Below are 21,247 nucleotides of genomic sequence, written 5' to 3' on the forward strand. Positions count from 1 at the left end.
AGCAAAACCGCTTCTAGCGGTTCAAGCGCAGCGTTTCAAACCTCCACCTCTGGTGGAGGTCATGACTTCTGTAAGAACACCGCTATTGCGGACGCTTTCGTCCTGCCATCAAGACAGCGGCACCCATGATTGCGGCTGGTTCACCCTTCGGCCCTGATGCCTGAAGAAGGATCGCGCATCCATCCTTCTTTGAGCGACCCATGGTCTTGGCGGGCAGGGTGATCTTCAGATCCTTGCCTTCCCACATGCCCACCGTCTGAACATCATAGACATTATGCCAGTATTCCATCTGGCGCCCGCTATTCTCGCCACGTTCGACAGTGATTGCCTCTTTCTTGGTAAAATAGGCGACGACCACGTCCGCTCGCCCCTCGCCAGCAGGGATGGAGATTTCCATCTCCTCGCCATTCATCCGGGCTGTGATCGGAACGGTCAGGCCTTGACCCTCACCGTGCAACTGGCTGATCTTCCCATTGATTGCTGCGACATCGGTGCCTTTGACATGCGCCCTGCCATTGATGATGGCCTGTGGCGTATAGACTCCACTGCGGCCCATGCTGTGCGCATAGCCATACTGGCGCTCAGTGTTTTCCTTGGAGCTCAGCGTATCGGTCCAGCCGAGATAGTTCCAGTAATCGACGTGATAGGACAGTGCCACCACATCGCCCTGATCGACAATCTGCTTCAGCGCAGCGTCAGCCGGCGGGCAGGAGGAGCACCCTTGCGACGTAAAAAGTTCCACCACGCCTTTCGGAGACGAAATATCGCCGGCAGTTGCGCCACTCGCGAGAAGAAGGCTGAGAGACAGCCATATGGCGGATGTCGCAGTGTACCGGTCATGGAGTCGTGTGTTGCGCATGATGTCTTTGGTGCATGAGGAGCAGGTTTACGCCCACAACCTATCCCCCAACCTCCATCAAGCGGAAGTCACAAGGGGGTGAGAGCTGAATGTGCGGATTTTCGCACAAAAAACCGCCGAAACAGTCTGTTCGGCGGCTTCCTTGAAGTTCAACGGCATTAAGCCGAAAATTCTTGTCACCGACAAGAGTGTTGCGCCATTCGTGAGAACGGCGCAACCCGATAATCAGGCAGCCAGATCGCGCAGAACCGTCTGCAGAATGCCGCCATTGTTGACGTAGGTGACCTCATCCAGCGTGTCGATGCGGCAGAGGATCTTGATGTCCTTCACCGTACCGTCAGCATAGGTGATCTTGGCCGTCTTCCACTCACGCGGCTTGATCTCGCCATCGAGGCCTTCGATCGTGACCGTTTCGTCGCCCTTGAGGTCCAGGCTCTGCCAGTTCGTACCCTCTTCGAAGACGAAGGGGATCACGCCCATGCCAACCAGGTTCGAGCGGTGAATACGCTCGAAGGACTGCGCGATGACAGCGCGAACGCCGAGCAGGTTGGTACCCTTGGCAGCCCAGTCACGCGAAGAACCGTTGCCGTATTCAACGCCAGCGAAGATGACCAGCGGCGTGCCTTCGGCCTTGTACTTCATGGCAGCGTCGTAGATCGACATCTCTTCCTTGGACGGATAGTGGACGGTGTAGCCACCTTCCTTGCCGTTCGGGCCGAGCATGAAGTTGCGGATGCGGATGTTGGCAAACGTGCCGCGCATCATCACTTCATGGTTGCCGCGGCGAGTGCCGTACTGGTTGAAGTCGGCCACCGAAACGCCGTTACCGAGCAGGTAGGCACCTGCCGGGGACTGCGCCTTGATCGAACCGGCCGGAGAAATGTGGTCGGTGGTGATCTTGTCGCCGAAGAGGCCCAGAACACGGGCATTGACGATGTTGTCAGTGCCGACGCCAGCCTGCTTGGGCATGCCAACGAAGTAAGGCGGGTTCTGCACATAGGTCGACTGGTCGTCCCAGGCATAGGTCTGGCCTTCCGGAACCTGAACAGCCTGCCAGTTTGCATCGCCCTTGAAGACGTCTGCATACTTGGTTTCGAACAATTCGCGGGTGACGTACTTCTGGATGAACTCCTGCACTTCGGCAGAGGTCGGCCAGATGTCCTTCAGGTAGACCGGGTTGCCATCACGGTCTTCGCCAAGCGGCTCGCTCGTCAGGTCCTTCTGAACAGTACCAGCCAGCGCGTAAGCAACGACCAGCGGCGGAGAAGCCAGGTAGTTGGCCTGAACGTCCGGCGAGATACGGCCTTCGAAGTTGCGGTTACCGGAGAGGACGCCAGCGGCAATGATGCCCTTGTCGTTGATCGTCTTGGACACCGGTGCCGGAAGCGGACCGGAGTTACCGATGCAGGTCGTGCAGCCGAAACCAACGAGGTTGAAGCCGAGAGCATCAAGCTCCTTCTGCAGGCCGGACTTCTCGAGATATTCGCCAACAACCTGCGATCCAGGTGCAAGCGAGGTCTTGACCCATGGCTTGGACTTCAGACCCTTGGCAACGGCGTTGCGGGCGAGAAGACCGGCCGCAATCAGAACGCTCGGGTTGGAGGTGTTGGTGCAGGAGGTGATGGCGGCAATCGCCACATCGCCATGACCGAGATCGAAATCGGTCCCTTCGACAGCCCAACGCTGGGAAAGCTGGCCGGGCTTCTTGTAATCGCCTTCCAGAGCGGTTGCGAAGTTCGGCGCAATGGTTTCGAGCGGCAGACGGCCTTCCGGACGCTTCGGGCCAGCCATGGACGGCACGACGTCACCAAGGTCCAGTTCCAGCGTATCGGTGAAGACGAGATCGGAACCGTCGCCTTCGCGCCACATGCCCTGAGCTTTCGAATAGGCTTCGACCAGCGCAATGCGGTCCTTGGAGCGGCCCGACATGTCGAGATAGCCGACAGTCGCTGAATCGACCGGGAAGAAGCCGCAGGTCGCGCCGTATTCCGGACCCATGTTGCCGATTGTCGCGCGGTCGGCAACCGGCAGCGTGTCGAGACCCGTGCCGTAGAATTCGACGAACTTGGAAACAACACCCTTCTTGCGCAGCATCTGCACGACGGTCAGCACGAGGTCGGTGGCGGTGACGCCTTCCTTCAGCGTGCCGGTCAACTTGAAGCCGATGACTTCCGGAAGAAGCATGGAAACCGGCTGGCCGAGCATGGCAGCCTCGGCTTCGATACCGCCCACGCCCCAGCCCAGAACGCCCAGACCATTGATCATGGTCGTATGCGAATCGGTGCCGACGCAAGTATCCGGATAGGCGATGGTTTCGCCGTCTTCGTCCTTGGTCCAGACGGTCTGGCCGAGATATTCGAAGTTCACCTGGTGACAGATACCCGTGCCCGGAGGAACGACGCGGAAATTCTTGAATGCCTGCTGGCCCCACTTGAGGAAGCGGTAACGCTCACCGTTGCGCTGGTATTCCAGCTCCACGTTGCGGGCGAAGGCATTGGGATTGCCGAATTCATCGACGATAACCGAGTGGTCGATGACCAGATCGACAGGAACCAGCGGGTTGATCTTTTCCGGATCGCCGCCGAGAGCCTTGATGCCGTCGCGCATGGCAGCAAGGTCAACAACCGCCGGAACGCCGGTGAAGTCCTGCATGAGAACGCGAGCCGGGCGATAGGCAATTTCGTTCTCGACCTTGCCCTTGTTGTTCAGCCATTCGGCGATGGAAAGGATGTGCTCCTTGGTGACGGACTTGCCGTCTTCAAAGCGCAGCAGGTTTTCCAGAAGAACCTTCATGGAGAAGGGCAGCTTGGAGACGCCGGGAAGGCCGTTTGCTTCAGCCTTGGGTAGGCTGTAGTAAACGTAATCCTTGCCGCCTACGGTCAACACAGACCGGCAATTGAAGCTGTCGAGAGATTTTGACACGAGAAGTAACCCCGCTGATATCAAGAGCCAACACGCGCGTGCGGACGCCTATGCACTTCATGCACATCAGGATGCGGGTACGACCATTTCCGCTGTCCGCACGAGAAGAAAAATCTTCAGGTCCGGCGCAAAGTGAAAATCACGCCGGCCGCTGGCGTGGTTGCGAAGCTTATAGATAATTTCTAAGAAGTGTTCCAGACCATCGACGGCCCTCAGCAAGATTTTTTTCGAGCAGACTCATAACCAAATAGACAAGAGATATAGCCATGCGGCTTCTGGCCGAAAACCTGTCGGCGCATCGCGGCGAAGACTTGATATTCTCTAACCTTTCCTTCAGCTTGGCCGAGGGCGAGGCCCTGCTTTTGACCGGGCGCAACGGGTCTGGAAAATCCACGCTTCTGCGTGTTGCAGCCGGGCTTTTGCGGCCAGCATCCGGCAGTCTTCGCCTTTGGTACGATGAAACCCGCAGAGCCTATAATCTGGCAGAGGCCGCCCACTATCTTGGTCATCGCAATGCCATGAAAATGGAGCTGACCGTGCGGGAAAACCTTGCCTTCTGGCAGTCCTTCCTCGGCAATACCGAAGGCGGGCGCGGCGTTTCCGTTCTCGAGGCGGCGGCAGCCGTGGAGCTTGAACAGGTTCTGCACTTGCCCTTCGGATATCTTTCTGCCGGTCAGCAGCGTCGCATGGCCTTTGCCAAGCTTCTCGTCGCCTATCGTCCCGTATGGATTGTGGACGAACCGACAGCCGCGCTGGATATCAGCGCCGAGGCACTTCTCGCGAGGCTGATGCGCGAGCATCAAAGCCAGGGCGGCATGATTCTGGCCGCAACCCACCAACCGCTTGAACTTCTCAACGTGAAGCGGCTGGAGATGAAGGGTTTCGTCTACACCAATGCGGAAGGACACGACCTATGATTGACCTTCTGCTTCGCGATCTGAAGCTTTCTGTTCGTGCCGGTGGTGGCGCGCTGATCGGCGTGCTGTTTTTCATGACTGTCGTGGCAGTCATCCCCTTCGGTGTCGGCCCGGACTTGAATCTGCTTTCGCGCATTGGGCCGGCCATCATCTGGATCGGCGCGCTTCTGGCCGCGCTTCTGGGTCTCGACCGCTTGTTCCAGACAGACCGCGATGACGGATCGCTCGATCTGATGCTCATGCAGGAACAGCCGCTGGTGCTGACTGTGCTGATCAAATGCCTCAGCCACTGGTTGGCTAACATCCTGCCGCTGGTCATTGCCTCGCCGCTGCTTGGCCTGTTCATGAACATGAACGAGGTAGCAATCGGCGCGGTGATGATCACGCTACTGGTCGGCTCCCCGGCGCTGGCCTTCATTGGTGCGGTCGGCGCAGCCGTTGCAGTCACGCTTCCCCGTGGCGGTTTGCTTGTGTCCATTCTGGTGCTGCCACTCACCATCCCCGTGCTGATTTTTGGCGTCAGCGCATCCTATGCGGCGGTGGAAGATCCGGCACCCTTCCTGCCGCCCTTTCTGATTCTTGTTGCCATCACGATGTTTTTTTCGGTCATTGGCCCGCTTGGTGCTGCGCTGGCGTTGCGCAATGCCGGGGATTGACTAGAATCAAGGAATGACGGGGCAATTCCCTTCAAAACGTGACCGCCTGAAATGCTCTGTTTTTTTGTTTTACGCAGCCTGGACGCAAAGCCGCTTACGCACTTTTGCTGGACGCGCTCTAGAAGGACCGCATGACCGAGAGTCTCGCCATCACCAAATTCAGCGATCTCGCCAATCCGACGCGCTTCTTGGCGCTGGCAGCGCGCCTTCTGCCATGGATGGCCGGCCTCTGTTGTCTGCTATTCGCCATCGGCCTCTATCTCGCCTTCACGACTGAGGGAGATTATCAACAGGGCGATACGGTACGTATCATGTATATCCATGTGCCCGCCGCCTGGTTGTCGATGATGTGCTACTCCGTCATGGCGCTTTCGGCGATCGGAACGCTGGTCTGGCGTCACCCGCTGGCAGATGTGTCTCACAAGGCCGCAGCACCGCTGGGGGCTGCCTTCACGCTGATCGCACTGATCACAGGCTCCCTCTGGGGCAAGCCGATGTGGGGCACCTGGTGGGTCTGGGATGCACGCCTGACTTCTGTTTTCATCCTGTTTCTGATGTATCTCGGCATCATCGCGTTGAACCGCGCCATGGATGATCCGTCCAAGGCCGCCCGCGTCTCTGCCGTTCTCATCCTGATTGGCTTCGTCAATATTCCGATCATCAAGTTCTCGGTCGACTGGTGGAACACGCTGCACCAGCCGGCAAGCGTCATCCGGATGGATGGACCGACGATTGACGGCGAATTTCTGCGTCCGCTGCTGATCATGGCCATTGCTTACACGCTTCTGTTTTTCACATTGCATATGATGGCCATGCGCAACGAAATCTGGCGGCGCCGTATCGCCACTCAGCGGCGCATGGCAGCCCGCACGGCCAGCCGGGAGGTCTGATAGATGAGCCATGCCTTCTACATCTATACCTCCTATGGTGTTACAGCTCTGATCACCTTCTCGCTGATAGCTTGGACCGTACTGGATGGCCGCGCCCGACGGAGGGAAATGGCTGAGCTGGAAGCCGCCGGCATCCGTCGCCGCTCCTCCGTTTCAGCACATGAAGGCAAGCAGGCATGACTTCGCCGGTTGAAAATAGTGGGCCAGTTCATGATGAGCAACAAGCTCCGAAACGGGGCATTGGGCGCTATGCATTTGCGCTGGTGCCGCTGGTTATCTTTGCGGCCTTTGCAGCTGTCGCAGGCAAGATGCTCTATGATCAGGATGTGAATGGCCGCGATATATCCGCTATCCCCTCCGCCCTCATCGGCAAGCATGCACCCTCTTTGTCTCTGCCGCCCTTGGAAGGCTCGCAGACGCCTGCGCTGACCGATTCGGCGATCAAGGGTAAGTTAACGCTGGTGAATGTGTTTGCCTCCTGGTGCGTACCCTGCCGTCAGGAACACCCGCTTTTGAAGGAACTAGCGAAAGACCAGCGTCTCACCATCGTCGGCATCAATTATAAGGACCGCAACGATAATGCGCTGCGTTTCCTTGGAGAGCTTGGCAATCCCTACAAAGCCATCGGCATCGATCCGAACGGCAAGGCTGCGATCGACTGGGGGGTCTACGGTATCCCGGAAAGCTACCTTGTCGCTCCGGATGGCACAATTCTTTATAAGCGCGTAGGGCCTTTCGATCAGCGAAGCGTAAGCCAGGAGCTTATGCCCGCCATTGAGAAGGCTTCCGGCAAGACAGCATCCTGAGCTTCAGAGTGCGCCCTGCCAGGCCTTGACCGCGTCGAGCGGGTAGAGAAGCATCAGCACGTTGAGCGTAAGGTTGTCGCGGATCAGCCAGCCGGTGAAAAGCTCGAAGACAATGGCGACGATCAACGTCACCCAGACCGGCACACGGGCGGCAAACAGAAAGCCAAGTGCCATGAAGACGGTGTCCATGGCCGAGTTCAGAATGCTGTCGCCCTCATAGCCAATCGCCATGGTCGCCGAGCGATAGCGATCGATGATGATCGGTGAGTTCTCCAGCAGCTCCCATGCCGCTTCGATGAAGGTGGCGAGCGAAAGCCGTTGCGCAAAAGATCCCTTTCGAAGAACCAACCAACCAAGGCCATAAAACAGGAAGCCGTGGATAATGTGGCTTGGCGTATACCAGTCCGCCAGATGCTGTGAATTGCCCGGCGTATTCACACCCGGCTCAAATAGCTTCACATAACCGCAGGTGCAGATCCACACGCGACCCATGAAATGCTCGGCGACGATCTGTGCGACAAGAATGATGAGCGCGACCGCAAACCAGTAATAACCGCTGCCGCTGCTCCGAACGGGGTAAGCGCCCGCCGTGTTCACTTGCTATCCTCGGACTTCGGCTCCAGTGAATGCTTCATAATGAGCGGCATCTGCGCGAGCGTGAAGGCGATGGTGATGGGCATGGTGCCCCAGACCTTGAAATTGACCCAGACGGAATCCGAGAAATTGCGCCAGACCACTTCGTTGAGCACAGCGAGAAACAGGAAGAAGATGCCCCAGCGCAGGGTCAACTTGCGCCAACCCTCATCCGTCAACTGGAAAGCGGCATTGAAGACATAGCCGAGCAGCGACTTGCCGAAGGCCAGACCAACCAGAAGCGTAATGCCAAACAGCGTATTCACGATGGTGGGCTTCATCTTGATGAAGGTCTCATCCTGCAGCCAGATCGACAGACCGCCGAAAATCATCACCACCACGCCGGACACGAAAGGCATCACCGGCAGATGCTTGAAAACGATCTTGGACACGATGAGCGAGATCACCGTCGCCGCCATAAACAGGCCGGTTGCCACCAGAAGCGGACCGCCGAGGGAGGACAGAGCCGGAAACTTGGAGACCAGCCATTCGCCGCGCAGATTGGCGAAGAAGAACACCAGAAGCGGCCCCAGTTCCAGCGCCATTTTCAGGCCCGGATTTTCCTTTTCCTGACGCGTCGGGGTCGTATCGCTTTCAAAGCTCTGCATGGGTCCGGTCTTCTGCTGTGTTGATCTGAGTGCGGTGCAAACCTGCCTTCTGTGGCATCAATGCGACACGCCCGCAATTGCCTGGGCAAAATCTTGCGCCTCGAATGGCTCCAGATCGTCAATTCCCTCGCCGACACCGATGAAATAAACCGGCAGCTTGTGCTTGGCGGCAATGGCCACCAGAATGCCGCCGCGTGCTGTCCCATCCAGCTTGGTCATGATGAGGCCGCTGACGCCCGCCACATTGCGGAAGATTTCCACCTGGTTCATGGCGTTCTGCCCGGTCGTGGCATCCAGCGTTTGCAGAACTGTATGTGGTGCATCCGGGTCGAGCTTGCCGAGAACGCGAACAATCTTTTCAAGTTCCGCCATCAGCTCCGCCTTGTTCTGCAAGCGGCCCGCCGTATCGATGATCAGCACATCGCATTTCTTGGCTTTTGCCTGCTCGAAGGCATCATAGGCAAGACCAGCGGCATCGGCACCGAGCTTGGTGCCGATGAACTCCGACTTGGTGCGATCCGCCCAGATCTTCAACTGCTCGATGGCTGCGGCACGGAAGGTATCGCCCGCCGCCAGCATGACCTTGAGGCCGGAACCGGAAAGCTTTGCCGCCAGCTTTCCGATGGTCGTGGTCTTGCCCGTTCCATTGACGCCAACGACGAGAATGACATGCGGCTTGTGGGAAAGGTCGAGCTCCAGCGGCTTGGCGACCGGCTTCAGCACCTTGGTGATTTCGCTCGCCATGATGCGGGAAACATCCTCACCCGTCACATCCTTGCCGTAGCGTTCCGAAGACAGGGTATCGGTGATGCGCATGGCGGTTTCGACGCCAAGATCGGCCTGAATGAGCAGGTCTTCCAGCTCTTCCAGCGTCGCCTCGTCCAGCTTGCGCTTGGTAAAGAGCGCCGTGATCTGGCCGGTCAATTGAGCAGAGGTGCGCGACAGACCCTGACGCAGACGCTGGAACCAGGACAGTTTCGGCTCCGGCGCGACCTCGATGGGCGCCTCTTCCTTGCGGGTGGCAAAGCCCTTGGGGAGAACGGGTTCGATGGAGGTTGTGACGTCACCCCCCTCTGTCTCTTCCGCCCCATTGTCATCCGCCTGACCGCCTGCGGTCTGCAGTTCGACATCAGCGACAGGATCAACAGGTGAAACCGGAAGATCCTCTTCGCGCGAATGCGGCTCGGATTCCGAGGCGATGGCGGCCTTTTCCTCGACCGTCAGACCTTGGCTTTCCTTCTCTTCCGCAGGCTTGTCCTTGCCGAACGAGAAAACCTTTTTGATGAACCCCAGCGCCATAAAATGTTCCGTTCCGTCACGCCGCAGCGGCAGCGTCGACCTGCATTGTCAGATGTTTGCCGTTATGCCCCGTCATGATGACCGGCACCATATCGCGCGGCGTCAGACCGGGAGCGGCAACGAGCGAGAAATTTTCCGTGTGGGCAAAACCGCTCTGTTCCACAAGGATCATGTGGCGCGTTCCGACCATCTTGTCGAGATGGTTGGCAAGCAGAGTGTCTCCCACGGCGCGCATTCGCGCTGCACGATCCTTCACCAATGCGCGATCCAACTGCGGCATGCGGGCCGCCGGAGTGCCCGGACGCGGGCTATAGGGAAAGACATGCAGGAAGGAGAGACCGCACTCCTCGGCATGGCGAAGAGCATTGGCAAACATCTCTTCCGTCTCGGTCGGGAAGCCCGCAATCATATCGGCACCGAAGCTGACCTCCGGACGAAGACGGCGCACCTGCTCCACGAACGCCAATGCGTCGGCGCTGGAATGACGCCGCTTCATGCGCTTCAGGATCATGTCGTCGCCATGCTGCAGCGACAGATGCAGATGCGGCATGAACCGTGGCTCATCGGCCAGCAAATCAAACAGATGCTGATCCGCCTCGATGCTATCAATGGAGGAAAGCCTGAGCCGCTCAATATCCGGCACCTGCTTGAGAAGCGTTTTCGCCAGAAGACCAAGCGTTGGCTTGCCTGGAAGATCAACGCCGTAGCTGGTGGCATCGACACCGGTCAGCACGATCTCGCGATAGCCGGTATCAACCAGTTTGCGGGCCTGACCGACCACGGCGCCCATGGGAACCGAGCGGGAATTGCCGCGACCATAGGGAATGATGCAGAAAGTGCAGCGATGATCGCAGCCGTTCTGCACCTGAATGAAAGCCCGCACATGGCCATCAATGTGCTTCACCATTTGCGGGGCCGTTGCCTTCACGCTCATGATATCGTTGACGCGAAGCTTTTCTTCCGCAGAGACGCCAAAATCTGGCAGCGAACGATAGGAGGCGCTTTTCAGCTTCTCCTCATTGCCAAGAACCGCATCAACTTCCGGCATTTCGCTGAAGGTCGCCGCTTCAGTCTGCGCCGCACAACCAGTAACAATGATACGGGCATGCGGGTTTTCGCGGCGGGCACGGCGGATGGCTTGGCGCGCCTGACGCACCGCCTCACCCGTCACGGCACAGGTGTTGACCAGCACGGCATTGTTTAAGCCCGCCTTCTCCGCCTCGGCCCGCATGACTTCCGATTCGTAGGTGTTCAGACGGCAGCCGAAGGTGATGATTTCGACCCCGCTCACCGGGCGATGGTCCCGGCTTCGGCATCCCGCTTGAAGTGCCCTGTGGATGGATCGAGCTTGCCGGACCATTCCCATTCCGCCGGCCCCGTCATGATGACGTGATCATCTGCCCGCCACTCGATGGAAAGCCTGCCGCGATTTGGGCTGGAGGCCACGATGATATCCACCTTGCGGTCCGTGCGGCCCGTACGCGCACCGGACACACCGGCGGAACAGGCAGCCGAGCCACAGGCGAGCGTGAGGCCAGCACCCCGCTCCCAGGTGCGCGTCACCATTTCCGTCGGAGAGATCACGTGTGCAAGCGTAATATTGGCCTTTTCCGGGAACATGGGATGGTTTTCCAGCAGCGGACCGAAGCGTTCCAGCTCGAATGTCATGGGATCGCGATCCACCCAGAAGATGGCGTGCGGATTGCCCATCGACATGACGGAGGGCGAATGAAGGACGGGATTATCAATTGGCCCGATCTGCAGTTCGATGCGGCTGGTATCGTAGAATTCTTCCGAGAGCGGGATCTTGTCCCACTGGAACACGGGCTTGCCCATATCGACCGAGATGGTACCGTCCTGATGCTCCTGCGCATTCAGGATGCCTGCCAGCGTCTGGAAGGTGAAGTCCTTGCGCCCGGTTTCGGCGGAAAGCGCCTGCACCACGCAACGTGTGCCATTGCCGCAGGCCTGCGCCCGCGTGCCATCGCAATTGACGATATCAATGTACGCGTCGGTTCCGCTAAGCTTCGGATCGTGGATCGCCATGATCTGATCGAAAGTGGTGGCCGGATCGGCGGCCAGCGCAATAGCAGCCTCCTGCGTAACGCGGTCAGTACGGCCACGCATATCGACGACCAGGATCTTGTTGCCAAGCCCGTTCATCTTCGCGAATTCGACCAACTCACCCATCTGTACCACCTTGCCCTTGAGGCATGCCCGCATTTCTTGCCTATATGGCGGAAATCGACATCTATTTCCAGTCCACTGGCTAACGTGATCTCGTGACGCCCTCAGAGAGCGGACACGTATTGGTGTTCAAGTGACAAGGTTGTTGTTTCCGAGCTCAAAAAAATGCCGGGCTCTTTCGAACCCGGCACCGTTGCAATTTTGTCTGAGCGGCAGACGCTTATTTCCACTCACGGATATCAACGAAGTGACCGGCAACAGCAGCCGCAGCGGCCATGGCTGGCGACACCAGATGCGTGCGGCCCTTGTAGCCCTGGCGACCTTCGAAGTTGCGGTTCGAGGTGGAAGCGCAACGCTCACCCGGCTTCAGGCGGTCATCGTTCATGGCAAGACACATGGAGCAGCCCGGCTCGCGCCATTCGAAGCCGGCTTCCTTGAAGATCTTGTCCAGACCTTCAGCCTCGGCCTGTTCCTTGACGATCCCCGAACCCGGCACGATCATGGCAGAAACGGTCGAAGCGACTTTCTTGCCTTCAACAACCTTTGCAGCGGCGCGAAGGTCTTCGATACGGCCATTGGTGCAGGAGCCGATGAAGACGCGATCGACAGCGATATCGGTGATCTTGGTGCCCGGCTTCAGGCCCATATAGTCCAGCGCGCGCCACTTGGAGGTGCGCTTTGTCTCGTCCTGAATATCATCCGGGTTCGGCACAACGCCCTGAACGGAAATTACGTCTTCCGGCGACGAGCCCCAGGACACAATCGGCGGCAGGTTGGCGGCATCGAGAACGACGACGCGATCGTAATGCGCGCCTTCATCCGAATGCAGTGTCTTCCAGTAGTCGAGCGCCATGTCCCAAGCCTTGCCCTTCGGCGCGCGCGGCTTGTCCTTGATGTATTCGAACGTGGTTTCATCCGGCGCGATGAGACCGGCGCGGGCACCGCCTTCAATCGTCATGTTGCAGACCGTCATGCGGCCTTCCATCGAGAGCGAACGGATGGCTTCGCCTGCGAATTCGATGACGTGGCCCGTGCCGCCAGCCGTGCCGATCTCGCCGATGATGGCAAGGATAATATCTTTCGCTGTCACGCCCGGAGGCAGTTGACCATCCACACGCACCAGCATGTTCTTGGCCTTTTTCTGTACCAGCGTCTGGGTGGCGAGAACATGCTCGACTTCCGATGTGCCGATGCCGTGCGCAAGCGCGCCGAAGGCACCATGCGTGGAGGTGTGGCTATCGCCGCAAACGATGGTCATGCCCGGCAGGGTGAAGCCCTGTTCCGGCCCGACAATGTGGACGATACCCTGGCGCTTGTCCTTCTCCGAGTAATACTCGACGCCGAAATCATGCGCGTTCTGGGCCAGCGCTTCCACCTGGATGCGGCTTTCCTCGTTCTGGATGCCGGTGTAGCGATCCATTGTCGTGGGAACGTTGTGATCCACCACGGCCAGTGTCTTTTCCGGCGCGCGAACTTTGCGGCCCGCCATGCGCAGACCCTCGAACGCCTGCGGGCTCGTCACTTCATGCACGAGGTGACGGTCGATATAGAGAAGACAGGTGCCGGTTTCATCGGTCGAGACGACGTGATCATCCCAGATCTTATCGTAGAGTGTACGCGGTGCGCTCATGGCTGCCATCCATTTGATTTTGGAAATTAGGGGATATGAATTCGGCAGCATCGGCTGCCAACAACACGCGTCAGACGCTACGAAGTCGGCTGTTCAGAGCACCGGAAATGCGCGCGAAGAATCGCGCCGGCAGACGTTTGTGGTCCTGCAGCACGATAAACTGGTTCGCGAGACATCTGAATTTCGATCCCATGGCGCGTTATCTAGCAGTTTTCGAAGCCGCGGGCAACATGAAGCGCGAGCGGCAACGGATGCTGTGTACCCCTTCTTCCTAGAGAAACTGACAATCAATCTTGTTTCGCGAGAGTGATCCTCTATGTGCAACCGGAATGCTTGGGAGCCTCTTTCCCTGTTGCGCATTCTCTGGAGGAACCCCGTGGTTTCTGAAAAATCGCTGATCGCGAAGATCACCTGGCGGCTTATGCCCTTTCTCGGCCTTCTGTATCTCATCGCCTACATCGACCGTCAGAACGTATCCTATGCCAAGCTTCAGATGGTAGATGCGCTTGGTCTCAGCGAATATGCCTATGGCCTGGGTGCCTCGCTGTTTTTTGTTGGCTATTTCCTGTTCGAGGTGCCGAGCAATCTGTTCCTGTACCGGTTTGGCGCACGCGTGTGGTTCACCCGGATCATGGTGACCTGGGGGCTGATCACGATCACGCTCGCCTTCACTCAGAGCCCGACAATGTTCTACATCCTGCGGTTTCTGCTGGGTTTTGCGGAAGCAGGCTTCTTCCCCGGCGTGCTCTATCTGCTGACGCTCTGGTTCCCGAAGGACAATCGTGGCCGAATGGTCGGCCTGTTCATGATCTTCAGCGCCTTCGCCAACGCGCTTGGCGCACCGCTTGGCGGCATGCTGCTGGATCTGGACGGTGTGCTGGGGCTCGCCGGATGGGAGTGGGTGTTTCTCGCGACAGTTGTTCCTGCGGTCATCGCTGGCATTGCGACGTTCCTCTATCTGGACGATACGCCGCAAACCGCGAAATTTCTGACCGAGCCTGAAAAGCAGTGGCTGGCCGACCGTCTGGCACAGGAAAATGCCGGTATGGACGAACATGCCGACAATGGCTTCAAGGCTCTCATCAACCCGCGCGTTCTTCTAATGTCGCTCTGCTATATCGGCTTTCCGTTGGCCGCCTACGGGCTCAGCTACTGGCTGCCCACCATCGTGCAGGGCTTCGGGGTATCCAACACCATGAACGGCGTGATCAACATCATGCCCTGGCTGATCGTGGCATTGGCGCTCTGGATCATTCCTTCCGCTGCGGACAAAACGCAGAACAAGACGCCCTATATCGTCGGTCCAGCCTTCATCGGCGCGATCTGCCTTGCCCTTTCGGCAGTCATTTCAGCCCCTATCCTGCAGTTTGCGCTTCTGTGCATCGCTGCGGCTGGTATTTTCGCCGGACAACCGGTCTTCTGGAGCCTGCCCGGTCGATTCCTGAAAGGGGCCGGAGCCGCAGCCGGGATCGCCGCCATCAATTCGGTCGGTAACCTCGGCGGCTTCATTGCTCAGAACGTCGTACCCTGGATCAAGGATTCGACAGGAAGCACCATCGCGCCGATGTTCTTCCTCTCCGTTTGCCTGGCACTGGCAGGCGTTCTGGTCATCATCGTCGGGCGCATGCTCTCTGAGCGAAAAGTCGGCTAATCCAACTGCGACCAACGGCTCCGGCATCACCGCGTGCCTGAGCCCATTAAGGAGCGATCCTGCGCCTGCCAGTCTTGCGCCTGCATCTGGAACACGAGACTGTCGCGCAGACGGCCTTTCACGACGAAATCGCCCTTGATCTCTTCTGTCTGCCGAAATCCGAGCTTGCGCGCCAGACCTGCAGACTTCGCGTTCATGCTGTCGCATCTCCAGACGCAGCATGTCTTGCGGAGATCTTGAAAAACGCATTTCAGCAAGGCCTGGACCGCGGCGAAGGCAACGCCCTTGCCGTGTACGTCTGGAGCAAAGAGGGCATAGGCGATCTCGACGCTCTCCGACCTTTCGCTGATGCGGATGATGAGAGACATGCCGACCGGCTTGGCGCATGTGGCATCCCGGACGACGAACGCCAAAAGATCATGGCGCCCCGCAAAGCTATCGAGATGCCGAACGTATTCGTCTACCGTTCGAAACGGACCGTCACGGAGATAGGACCAGATCTCCTCTCTACCGTTTCCGTGAAACAGCGGATAGAGATGTGGGCCATCCCGGCTACTCTCCAGCGGCAGGAGTTCGAGAGTTGCGTCAGCAGTTTCCAGCCGTCTCATGTACCGAGAAAGGAACTGAAGCGGTTGGGCCTGTAATCGCGGTGCATGTCATGCTGACGCCCGCGAATGGAGGCGATGACCGCCATGCCGGTCGCCGGAGCTTGGGCAAAGCCGCCGGTATTGTGCCCGCCAACGATTATCAGCTTGTCATCATTTGCCGCTCGCAGGGCCTCGAACACGCCGAGACCGGTGGGTGTCCAGGGCCGCACGCAGTACTTCAGGCTTCGATGCAGCGATCCCTCTTCGATGCTCTGCGCATAGCTTTCCGGAAAATAATGACGGGCAGTATCCTGAATGCCGCAATAGATCCGGTTCAGGAGATCTTGATCGATATTATTCGGATCAAAGCCGGTGAAGCCGTAGCCAGAGCCGATGATTGCCACCCTTTCCCCGTTTTCGTCCAGTGCCACCGTCACATTCGCGTCTTCCACGATATGGCCTTTTCGTGCAAGCTTCAGCGAATTCCTCAGACCGCCCTCGCGATCGGGCAAGGTGAGCCACGCACCCAGAACGCCTGCGATCTGGCGATGTGCAGAGGTTCCCTGCAGAACGCCGTTGCCGTAAGCGCCCGGCGAGATAACGATATTTCCCCGGACGACTTCGCCACTCTCGAGACTGATACCTTCGACAGCTCCGCCTGTTCCTTGCTCGATGGACACCATCCGCGTCTGCCAGTCGAAAGCAACACCGCCTGCCTCAAGCCGTCCGAGCAGCGCGGCAATGAACCGATGGACGTTCACCGTGAATCCATGGACATAGACCCCGCCTGCGACAAGACCACGGTCCACAGCCGCGGCAAGAATAGGCTGCTCGTCGGCGATGTCTCCAACGGAAACCGTACGAATGGTAGCGCCGATCCTGTCCTGCCGCGCCAGCGACGCCTGAAGGTGATTGGCGTCGGAATAGATTCGCAGAATATCCCGCGTTGTCACGCTGTCTGAAAACAGCTCCGGATCTTCCTCCATCCATTGTTCCCAAAGAGATTTGCTTTCACGGCTGAACTTGAAGATGTCCTGATTATAGGACTCTGCCAACCAGCTCGGAATTCGCTCGAAATCGTCAATCCAGGTTTTCTCCTCGTTGGATAGCCGTGCAGCATCACAGACATTCCAGCCATTCTGGGCAACGCTTCGAGAAAATTGCCAGTTCATATCCCGGTGGGCATGACGGCAATTGTAATTATCCATTTCCGACAGCGTGAACATGCGGGCATTTGCACCGCCCGAGCTGCATCCATAGCGGGTCCAGTCCTCGCCCAGTCGAGGATCCGGCGCTGCCTCGACTACACGCACGGACATGCCGACCCGGACAGCGAAATGTGCGCTGATCAGATTGACCAGCCCCGCCCCAATGAAGGTGACGTGCTCACGATTGGATTTTCTGCCCGTCGGTACGATCCCATTCACCGGCCTTTGGGCGGTCCATTGCTTCTCGAGACAGGTCAGAGCCGACACAATATCCTCGGCGTGACGTACCTGAATGTTCAGGCTGGAAGCGATGCACTGTCTTCGCGTGTGCGCAGAGGCGGGCTGATCCGTATCCGGCGTGATCGGCTGAAGCGCATTTTCTTCCATGACGGGCTGGGTAGTTGTTTCGAAGCCGCCCGCGCCAACGAACACCACCAACCCCTGCGGCTTGTCCCTGGAGCGCCAGTCGGAAAGAAAATCGACCGGGAGAAAGCCCGATGTCACGAGGGCGCAAATTTCGTTTTCCTTGAGAAAGCGTTGAAAGCAACGTCTTCCCTTTTTTAATACATCTGGTCTGTACAGAATATTGTCAGATAATATTTCGTCCAGAAATTCAGGATCGACATGGCTTAAAATCGCGATTTTCATAGGAAATCTCTAAAAATAAATAATTTCAAAAAGAAGAATGCGCCTCCGATTTGATAATCATCAAAATAGTCACGGAGACGCTACAAAAATCAGGAAAGGACGACGTAGACAGCTGTGCCGATCAACAGAGCGGCCATCGACAGATTGAATGCTCGCAGCATCTTCGGATTGGACAGAACCTTGCGGATTCCGACCCCGAAACCGGCCCAAAGGGAAGAGGACGCAATGTTGACCAATGTACAAAGAGAAAAGATCGCAAGTCCAGACGCCAGGATGGGAGTACCTTCCGGCATGAAGATGGTGGCGGTCGTTGTTGCCTTCACCCAAGCCTTCGGATTGATGAACTGGAAGGAAGCAGCATCGAAGAGGCTCAAGGGTCGGGGTGGCGCCTGAACGCCGCTTGCGACCTTGGCGCCGACCAGCTTGAGTGCGAGATAGATCAGATAGGCTGCACCTGCCCACTTGAGAACCTGCTGAATGACCGGAAACTCATGAAAGATGAAGCCAAGTCCAAGACACAATAGAAAAGTCTGGACTGCGCAGCCCGAGGCGATGCCCAGGATATGGGGCAAGGTTCGGTTGAACCCGAAATTGACGCCCGAAAGAGTGAGCATCACATTGTTTGGCCCCGGCGTGACCGACATGGTCCAGTAGTAGAGGCCAAGGGCCAGATAGGAAATTCCCAAAATGGTCATCAAAATAATCTCTTAACGGAGGTCGCCACAAAATTCCTGGATGCGGATACAGGCGCGCCTGACCTCTTCCAGCGAAGTCGCATAAGAAAGCCGGAAATTGCCGGGCTGGCCGAAGGCACTGCCATGAACGGTCGCCACGGCCTTTTCCTCAAGAAGTGCGCTGACGAAATCTTCGTCATTCTGGATCAGGCGCCCACCGGCCGTCGTCTTTCCGTAGGTTCGCTCGCAGGAAGGGAAGACATAGAAGGCGCCTTCCGGCTTCAGGCAGCTCAACAGATTGGCCTGGTTGAGCATGGACGTAATCAACTGGCGTCGCTCATCGAAGGCCTCGCGAAACACATTGAGATGGTCCTGCGGGCCATTGAGTGCAGCGACGGAGGCCCATTGTGCAATCGAACTCGTACCGGATGTCTGCTGTCCCTGGAGCAGGATCATGGCGTCAATCAACTCCTTTGGCCCGGCCGCATAGCCGATACGCCAGCCGGTCATGGCATAGGCTTTCGAAACGCCGTTGACCGTCAGCGTACGGTCCAGCAACGAAGGCTCGATTTGTGCCGCGGTGACATACTGGAAGTCGCCATAGACCAGATGTTCGTACATGTCGTCCGTCAGGAGCCAAACATGCGGAAACTCCTTGAGCACATCGGTGATGAGCTTCAGCTCGTCATAGGTATAGGCGGCTCCCGAGGGATTGGACGGCGAATTCAGAAACACCCATTTTGTACGGGGCGTAATGGCCTGCCGCAGATCATCCGGCTGGAGCTTGAAATTAAATTCCATGCGAGTCGGCACAGTGATCGGCACGCCTCCGCAAATTGCTACCATTTCGGGATAGGATACCCAGTATGGCGCTGGAATGATGACTTCATCGCCCGGATTCAGGCTGGCGCGCAGCGCATTGTAGATGATGTGCTTGGCACCCGTGCCGACGATGGTCTGGTCAACGCGGTAACTCAGGTCGTTTTCACGTTGGAACTTGGCCACGATCGCCTGACGCAGCTCCGGAATACCGGCGACTGGCGTATACTTGGTTTCGCCACGCCGGATCGCGTCATGGGCAGCATCCTTGATGTGGTCCGGCGTATCGAAATCCGGTTCTCCGGTCGACATCGAAATGACATCGACGCCGCTGGATTTCAATACGCGCGCCATCTGGGTGATGGCAATTGTCGCGGATGGCTTGATCGCAGCAAGCGACTGGGCAACGATTGTCATGTCAATATCCAATTCACTTAAGACAAGAAAAACGAGGACTATTCGGCAATGAGAGGGATGGAGTTCAGGTAGGCGATCCAGTCTGCCGGTAGAATATCTCGACCGGCAAGAAGATGGTTCATATAGCCACTGCGCGGCTTCATGGTGTCGTCGATATTGTTGAAGGCGATATAGGCCACAGCATCGACCAACTGACCTGAGACGAGTTCTTCGACCTGAACGGAAACCCGCTCGTACTGACCGAGTGCCACATTCTCATAGCGATCAAGGATCTCAAGTCCGGCCTCTGGCATCTCGTTGAGCGTGCCGTAGACGTGTGCGCCCGCACTAGCTTCAAGATTTGCGGCTCCAGCCCCAATGAAATAGGCGGACGGCTTGTTGAATGTGAGCCGGTATCCCGTCAGGCGCCCCGCAGTTCGACGTGTCGACCGAATGCCCTCAGGATTGAGACGGGCGGTCTCGAGACGTTCGACATCCATATTGGAGCCATAGGCAAAATAGAAAGGCATAGCTCCCCCAAGCTATTCGACTTTTCTTTACAATCATTCCGTAAAAAATCGACCGAAAATTTTCGACAAAAGTATTGAATGTCGTCCCCACGACACAGTCGGCCTATTCCCACAAATTGTAACCGTCGTATACTGACTAAATTTCTTCATATTGTGAGTTTTATTCGTGGCTATAAATCGAAAGCTTCCTCTCATTGCCCTACGGGCGTTCGAATCTGCAGCCAGGTGCGGCAGGCATGGCGACGCGGCCGAGGAACTGTCCGTAACCAGCGGAGCCATCAGCAAACACATCGCGCAATTGGAGGCCTTCCTCGGTATCCGCCTGTTCGAGGGAAACCGAAACCGCCCCCGACTAACGGCGGAAGGGCAGGCGCTTGCTACCTCGCTGACCGGTGCCTTCGAGCAAATCGACGATGCTGTGGCGGCTATCTCGCGCAGGGACACAGGTGTTCTGGATGTCGCCTGCATCGGGACACTGGCCATGCGATGGCTGATCCCGCGGCTCTCCAACTTTTCACATCTCTATCCAAACTATGATGTCTGCCTCTCGACGGACGGACAACGTATCAACCGGAGCGTTGATGTCGAGATCCTGATCATCTCTCCCAACGAGGCCATGGGATCAGAATGTCTTTCCCTGTTCAACGAGTTGGTCGGATTGGTCTTCGCGTCGGATCTACAGGATGGGAATGTCTCCAACGAGCAAAAGGCGCTCTCGCTCCCGCGCCTTGGAACACAGACACGTCCTCATGCGTGGACGGAATGGGCACGGCTGATGGGCAGGGATATGGCTGCGACAAGGACGACAAGCCGGATGTTCGACCACTATCATCTGACGATCGAGGCATGCCTCAATGGCCTCGGATCAATGATTGCACCACGTCATCTCATAGGAGAAGAGGTTCGATCCGGGAAACTTATCGCTCCGTGGGGATTTGTGGAAAGCGGTTATAGCTATGCCGTTCGATCGGAACGACCAAACCATAGAAAGAACGTTGCCTTCATCCAATGGCTGCAGAGCGAGACGGCAAGTATGCGTGCGCCAATTGACGGAAGTCTTGTTGCATTGCAAAACTGACTGATTTTGCATAGCTGCATTGCACAATAAATGTTTTCCAATCGATCAAAAATTCAGCATAACGCTCATAGCTGATGCACATGGCGGTCTTCCTCCCAGTTCCGCCGCAGCAGCTGTTCCCCTCTGGAGGTTTTAACCTTCACAACTTTATGGGCCGCGGTTTTCCGCTGGCCCTTTTTTTTGCAATCAAAGTAAACCTCCACCTACGGTGGAGGACTGGACGAGTTCTACATCGTAGTGGAGAGACCT

At 57.4% G+C, this 21,247-nt stretch carries 20 protein-coding genes; 7 read left to right on the top strand and 13 right to left on the bottom strand.

Annotated features, from left to right (window positions below; translation table 11 throughout):
- Positions 1-82: 82 nt before the first annotated feature.
- Both E8M78_RS06590 and acnA read right to left on the bottom strand, forming a co-directional pair.
- Complete coding sequence (locus E8M78_RS06590) at positions 83-859, bottom strand: thioredoxin family protein (RefSeq protein ID WP_137134310.1); 777 nt, start codon at positions 857-859, stop codon at positions 83-85.
- Positions 860-1,084: 225 nt separating this feature from the next.
- Positions 1,085-3,781 carry an aconitate hydratase AcnA gene (gene acnA, locus E8M78_RS06595; protein ID WP_137134311.1) on the bottom strand — a complete coding sequence of 899 codons (2,697 nt, stop codon included), beginning with the start codon at positions 3,779-3,781 and terminating at the stop codon, positions 1,085-1,087.
- Positions 3,782-4,047: 266 nt separating this feature from the next.
- Here acnA and ccmA point away from each other — a divergent pair, with 266 nt between their 5' ends.
- From ccmA to E8M78_RS06620, 5 genes are all read left to right on the top strand, one after another.
- The gene (gene ccmA / locus E8M78_RS06600; protein WP_137134312.1) at positions 4,048-4,698 is read left to right on the top strand and encodes a heme ABC exporter ATP-binding protein CcmA; all 651 of its coding nucleotides are present in this window, start codon (positions 4,048-4,050) and stop codon (positions 4,696-4,698) included.
- Entirely contained in the window at positions 4,695-5,354 is a 660-nt protein-coding gene (ccmB, locus tag E8M78_RS06605; protein WP_137134313.1) for a heme exporter protein CcmB, read from the top strand. The genes ccmA and ccmB overlap by 4 nt, the downstream gene beginning before the upstream one ends.
- 131 nt (positions 5,355-5,485) lie before the next feature.
- The gene (locus E8M78_RS06610) at positions 5,486-6,244 is read left to right on the top strand and encodes a heme ABC transporter permease (RefSeq protein WP_137134314.1); all 759 of its coding nucleotides are present in this window, start codon (positions 5,486-5,488) and stop codon (positions 6,242-6,244) included.
- Between the two features lie 3 nt (positions 6,245-6,247).
- Positions 6,248-6,424 carry a heme exporter protein CcmD gene (ccmD, locus tag E8M78_RS06615; RefSeq protein ID WP_137134315.1) on the top strand — a complete coding sequence of 59 codons (177 nt, stop codon included), beginning with the start codon at positions 6,248-6,250 and terminating at the stop codon, positions 6,422-6,424.
- Complete coding sequence (locus E8M78_RS06620; RefSeq protein ID WP_137134316.1) at positions 6,421-7,050, top strand: DsbE family thiol:disulfide interchange protein; 630 nt, start codon at positions 6,421-6,423, stop codon at positions 7,048-7,050. The genes ccmD and E8M78_RS06620 overlap by 4 nt, the downstream gene beginning before the upstream one ends.
- 3 nt (positions 7,051-7,053) lie before the next feature.
- Here E8M78_RS06620 and E8M78_RS06625 read toward each other — a convergent pair whose 3' ends face one another.
- The 6 genes from E8M78_RS06625 to leuC all read right to left on the bottom strand — a co-directional run bounded on the left by E8M78_RS06625 (position 7,054) and on the right by leuC (position 13,407).
- Positions 7,054-7,647: a DUF2585 domain-containing protein gene (locus E8M78_RS06625; RefSeq protein WP_137134317.1), complete on the bottom strand. Its 594-nt coding sequence runs from the start codon at positions 7,645-7,647 to the stop codon at positions 7,054-7,056.
- Positions 7,644-8,291 (bottom strand): septation protein A, encoded by a 648-nt coding sequence (locus tag E8M78_RS06630; protein WP_137134318.1) that lies wholly within the window; start codon positions 8,289-8,291, stop codon positions 7,644-7,646. Before E8M78_RS06630 ends, E8M78_RS06625 begins: the two co-directional genes overlap by 4 nt.
- A gap of 57 nt (positions 8,292-8,348) precedes the next feature.
- Positions 8,349-9,590: a signal recognition particle-docking protein FtsY gene (gene ftsY / locus E8M78_RS06635; RefSeq protein WP_137134319.1), complete on the bottom strand. Its 1,242-nt coding sequence runs from the start codon at positions 9,588-9,590 to the stop codon at positions 8,349-8,351.
- Between the two features lie 16 nt (positions 9,591-9,606).
- On the bottom strand, positions 9,607-10,881 hold the full coding sequence (gene mtaB, locus E8M78_RS06640; protein WP_137134320.1) for a tRNA (N(6)-L-threonylcarbamoyladenosine(37)-C(2))-methylthiotransferase MtaB: 1,275 nt from the start codon (positions 10,879-10,881) through the stop codon (positions 9,607-9,609).
- Positions 10,878-11,780 carry a diaminopimelate epimerase gene (gene dapF / locus E8M78_RS06645; protein WP_137134321.1) on the bottom strand — a complete coding sequence of 301 codons (903 nt, stop codon included), beginning with the start codon at positions 11,778-11,780 and terminating at the stop codon, positions 10,878-10,880. Before dapF ends, mtaB begins: the two co-directional genes overlap by 4 nt.
- 217 nt (positions 11,781-11,997) lie before the next feature.
- Positions 11,998-13,407 carry a 3-isopropylmalate dehydratase large subunit gene (gene leuC, locus E8M78_RS06650; RefSeq protein ID WP_137134322.1) on the bottom strand — a complete coding sequence of 470 codons (1,410 nt, stop codon included), beginning with the start codon at positions 13,405-13,407 and terminating at the stop codon, positions 11,998-12,000.
- A gap of 376 nt (positions 13,408-13,783) precedes the next feature.
- Between leuC and E8M78_RS06660 the strand changes: the two genes are divergently transcribed.
- Positions 13,784-15,058 (top strand): MFS transporter, encoded by a 1,275-nt coding sequence (locus E8M78_RS06660; RefSeq protein WP_137134324.1) that lies wholly within the window; start codon positions 13,784-13,786, stop codon positions 15,056-15,058.
- Positions 15,059-15,084: 26 nt separating this feature from the next.
- On the opposite strand, the gene E8M78_RS06665 is transcribed toward E8M78_RS06660, so the two are convergent.
- The 5 genes from E8M78_RS06665 to E8M78_RS06685 form a co-directional block, all read right to left on the bottom strand.
- The gene (locus E8M78_RS06665) at positions 15,085-15,666 is read right to left on the bottom strand and encodes a GNAT family protein (RefSeq protein ID WP_137134325.1); all 582 of its coding nucleotides are present in this window, start codon (positions 15,664-15,666) and stop codon (positions 15,085-15,087) included.
- The gene (locus E8M78_RS06670; protein ID WP_170973346.1) at positions 15,663-17,357 is read right to left on the bottom strand and encodes an FAD-binding oxidoreductase; all 1,695 of its coding nucleotides are present in this window, start codon (positions 17,355-17,357) and stop codon (positions 15,663-15,665) included. The genes E8M78_RS06665 and E8M78_RS06670 overlap by 4 nt, the downstream gene beginning before the upstream one ends.
- A 233-nt stretch (positions 17,358-17,590) precedes the next feature.
- Positions 17,591-18,196: a LysE family translocator gene (locus tag E8M78_RS06675; protein WP_205910227.1), complete on the bottom strand. Its 606-nt coding sequence runs from the start codon at positions 18,194-18,196 to the stop codon at positions 17,591-17,593.
- A 12-nt stretch (positions 18,197-18,208) separates the two neighbouring features.
- Entirely contained in the window at positions 18,209-19,411 is a 1,203-nt protein-coding gene (locus E8M78_RS06680) for a pyridoxal phosphate-dependent aminotransferase (protein WP_137134327.1), read from the bottom strand.
- Positions 19,412-19,449: 38 nt separating this feature from the next.
- On the bottom strand, positions 19,450-19,920 hold the full coding sequence (locus tag E8M78_RS06685; protein WP_137134328.1) for a gamma-glutamylcyclotransferase family protein: 471 nt from the start codon (positions 19,918-19,920) through the stop codon (positions 19,450-19,452).
- Positions 19,921-20,086: 166 nt separating this feature from the next.
- On the opposite strand from E8M78_RS06685, the gene E8M78_RS06690 reads away from it, so the two are divergent.
- Complete coding sequence (locus E8M78_RS06690; RefSeq protein WP_137134329.1) at positions 20,087-20,998, top strand: LysR substrate-binding domain-containing protein; 912 nt, start codon at positions 20,087-20,089, stop codon at positions 20,996-20,998.
- The last annotated feature ends 249 nt before the right edge of the window (positions 20,999-21,247 follow it).

The organism is Rhizobium sp. FKY42, assembly GCF_005222835.1.
In the GTDB taxonomy this organism is placed as follows: Bacteria; Pseudomonadota; Alphaproteobacteria; order Rhizobiales; family Rhizobiaceae; genus Neorhizobium.

Excerpts from the sequence above, each read along its gene's own strand:
- E8M78_RS06590 (WP_137134310.1), bottom strand. The coding sequence starts at position 859 with ATGCGCAACACACGACTCCATGACCGGTACACTGCGACATCCGCCATA.
- ccmA (WP_137134312.1), top strand. The coding sequence starts at position 4,048 with ATGCGGCTTCTGGCCGAAAACCTGTCGGCGCATCGCGGCGAAGACTTG.
- ccmB (WP_137134313.1), top strand. The coding sequence starts at position 4,695 with ATGATTGACCTTCTGCTTCGCGATCTGAAGCTTTCTGTTCGTGCCGGT.
- E8M78_RS06610 (WP_137134314.1), top strand. The coding sequence starts at position 5,486 with ATGACCGAGAGTCTCGCCATCACCAAATTCAGCGATCTCGCCAATCCG.
- ccmD (WP_137134315.1), top strand. The coding sequence starts at position 6,248 with ATGAGCCATGCCTTCTACATCTATACCTCCTATGGTGTTACAGCTCTG.
- E8M78_RS06620 (WP_137134316.1), top strand. The coding sequence starts at position 6,421 with ATGACTTCGCCGGTTGAAAATAGTGGGCCAGTTCATGATGAGCAACAA.
- E8M78_RS06630 (WP_137134318.1), bottom strand. The coding sequence starts at position 8,291 with ATGCAGAGCTTTGAAAGCGATACGACCCCGACGCGTCAGGAAAAGGAA.
- ftsY (WP_137134319.1), bottom strand. The coding sequence starts at position 9,590 with ATGGCGCTGGGGTTCATCAAAAAGGTTTTCTCGTTCGGCAAGGACAAG.
- dapF (WP_137134321.1), bottom strand. The coding sequence starts at position 11,780 with ATGGGTGAGTTGGTCGAATTCGCGAAGATGAACGGGCTTGGCAACAAG.
- leuC (WP_137134322.1), bottom strand. The coding sequence starts at position 13,407 with ATGAGCGCACCGCGTACACTCTACGATAAGATCTGGGATGATCACGTC.
- E8M78_RS06665 (WP_137134325.1), bottom strand. The coding sequence starts at position 15,666 with ATGAGACGGCTGGAAACTGCTGACGCAACTCTCGAACTCCTGCCGCTG.
- E8M78_RS06675 (WP_205910227.1), bottom strand. The coding sequence starts at position 18,196 with ATGACCATTTTGGGAATTTCCTATCTGGCCCTTGGCCTCTACTACTGG.
- E8M78_RS06680 (WP_137134327.1), bottom strand. The coding sequence starts at position 19,411 with ATGACAATCGTTGCCCAGTCGCTTGCTGCGATCAAGCCATCCGCGACA.
- E8M78_RS06685 (WP_137134328.1), bottom strand. The coding sequence starts at position 19,920 with ATGCCTTTCTATTTTGCCTATGGCTCCAATATGGATGTCGAACGTCTC.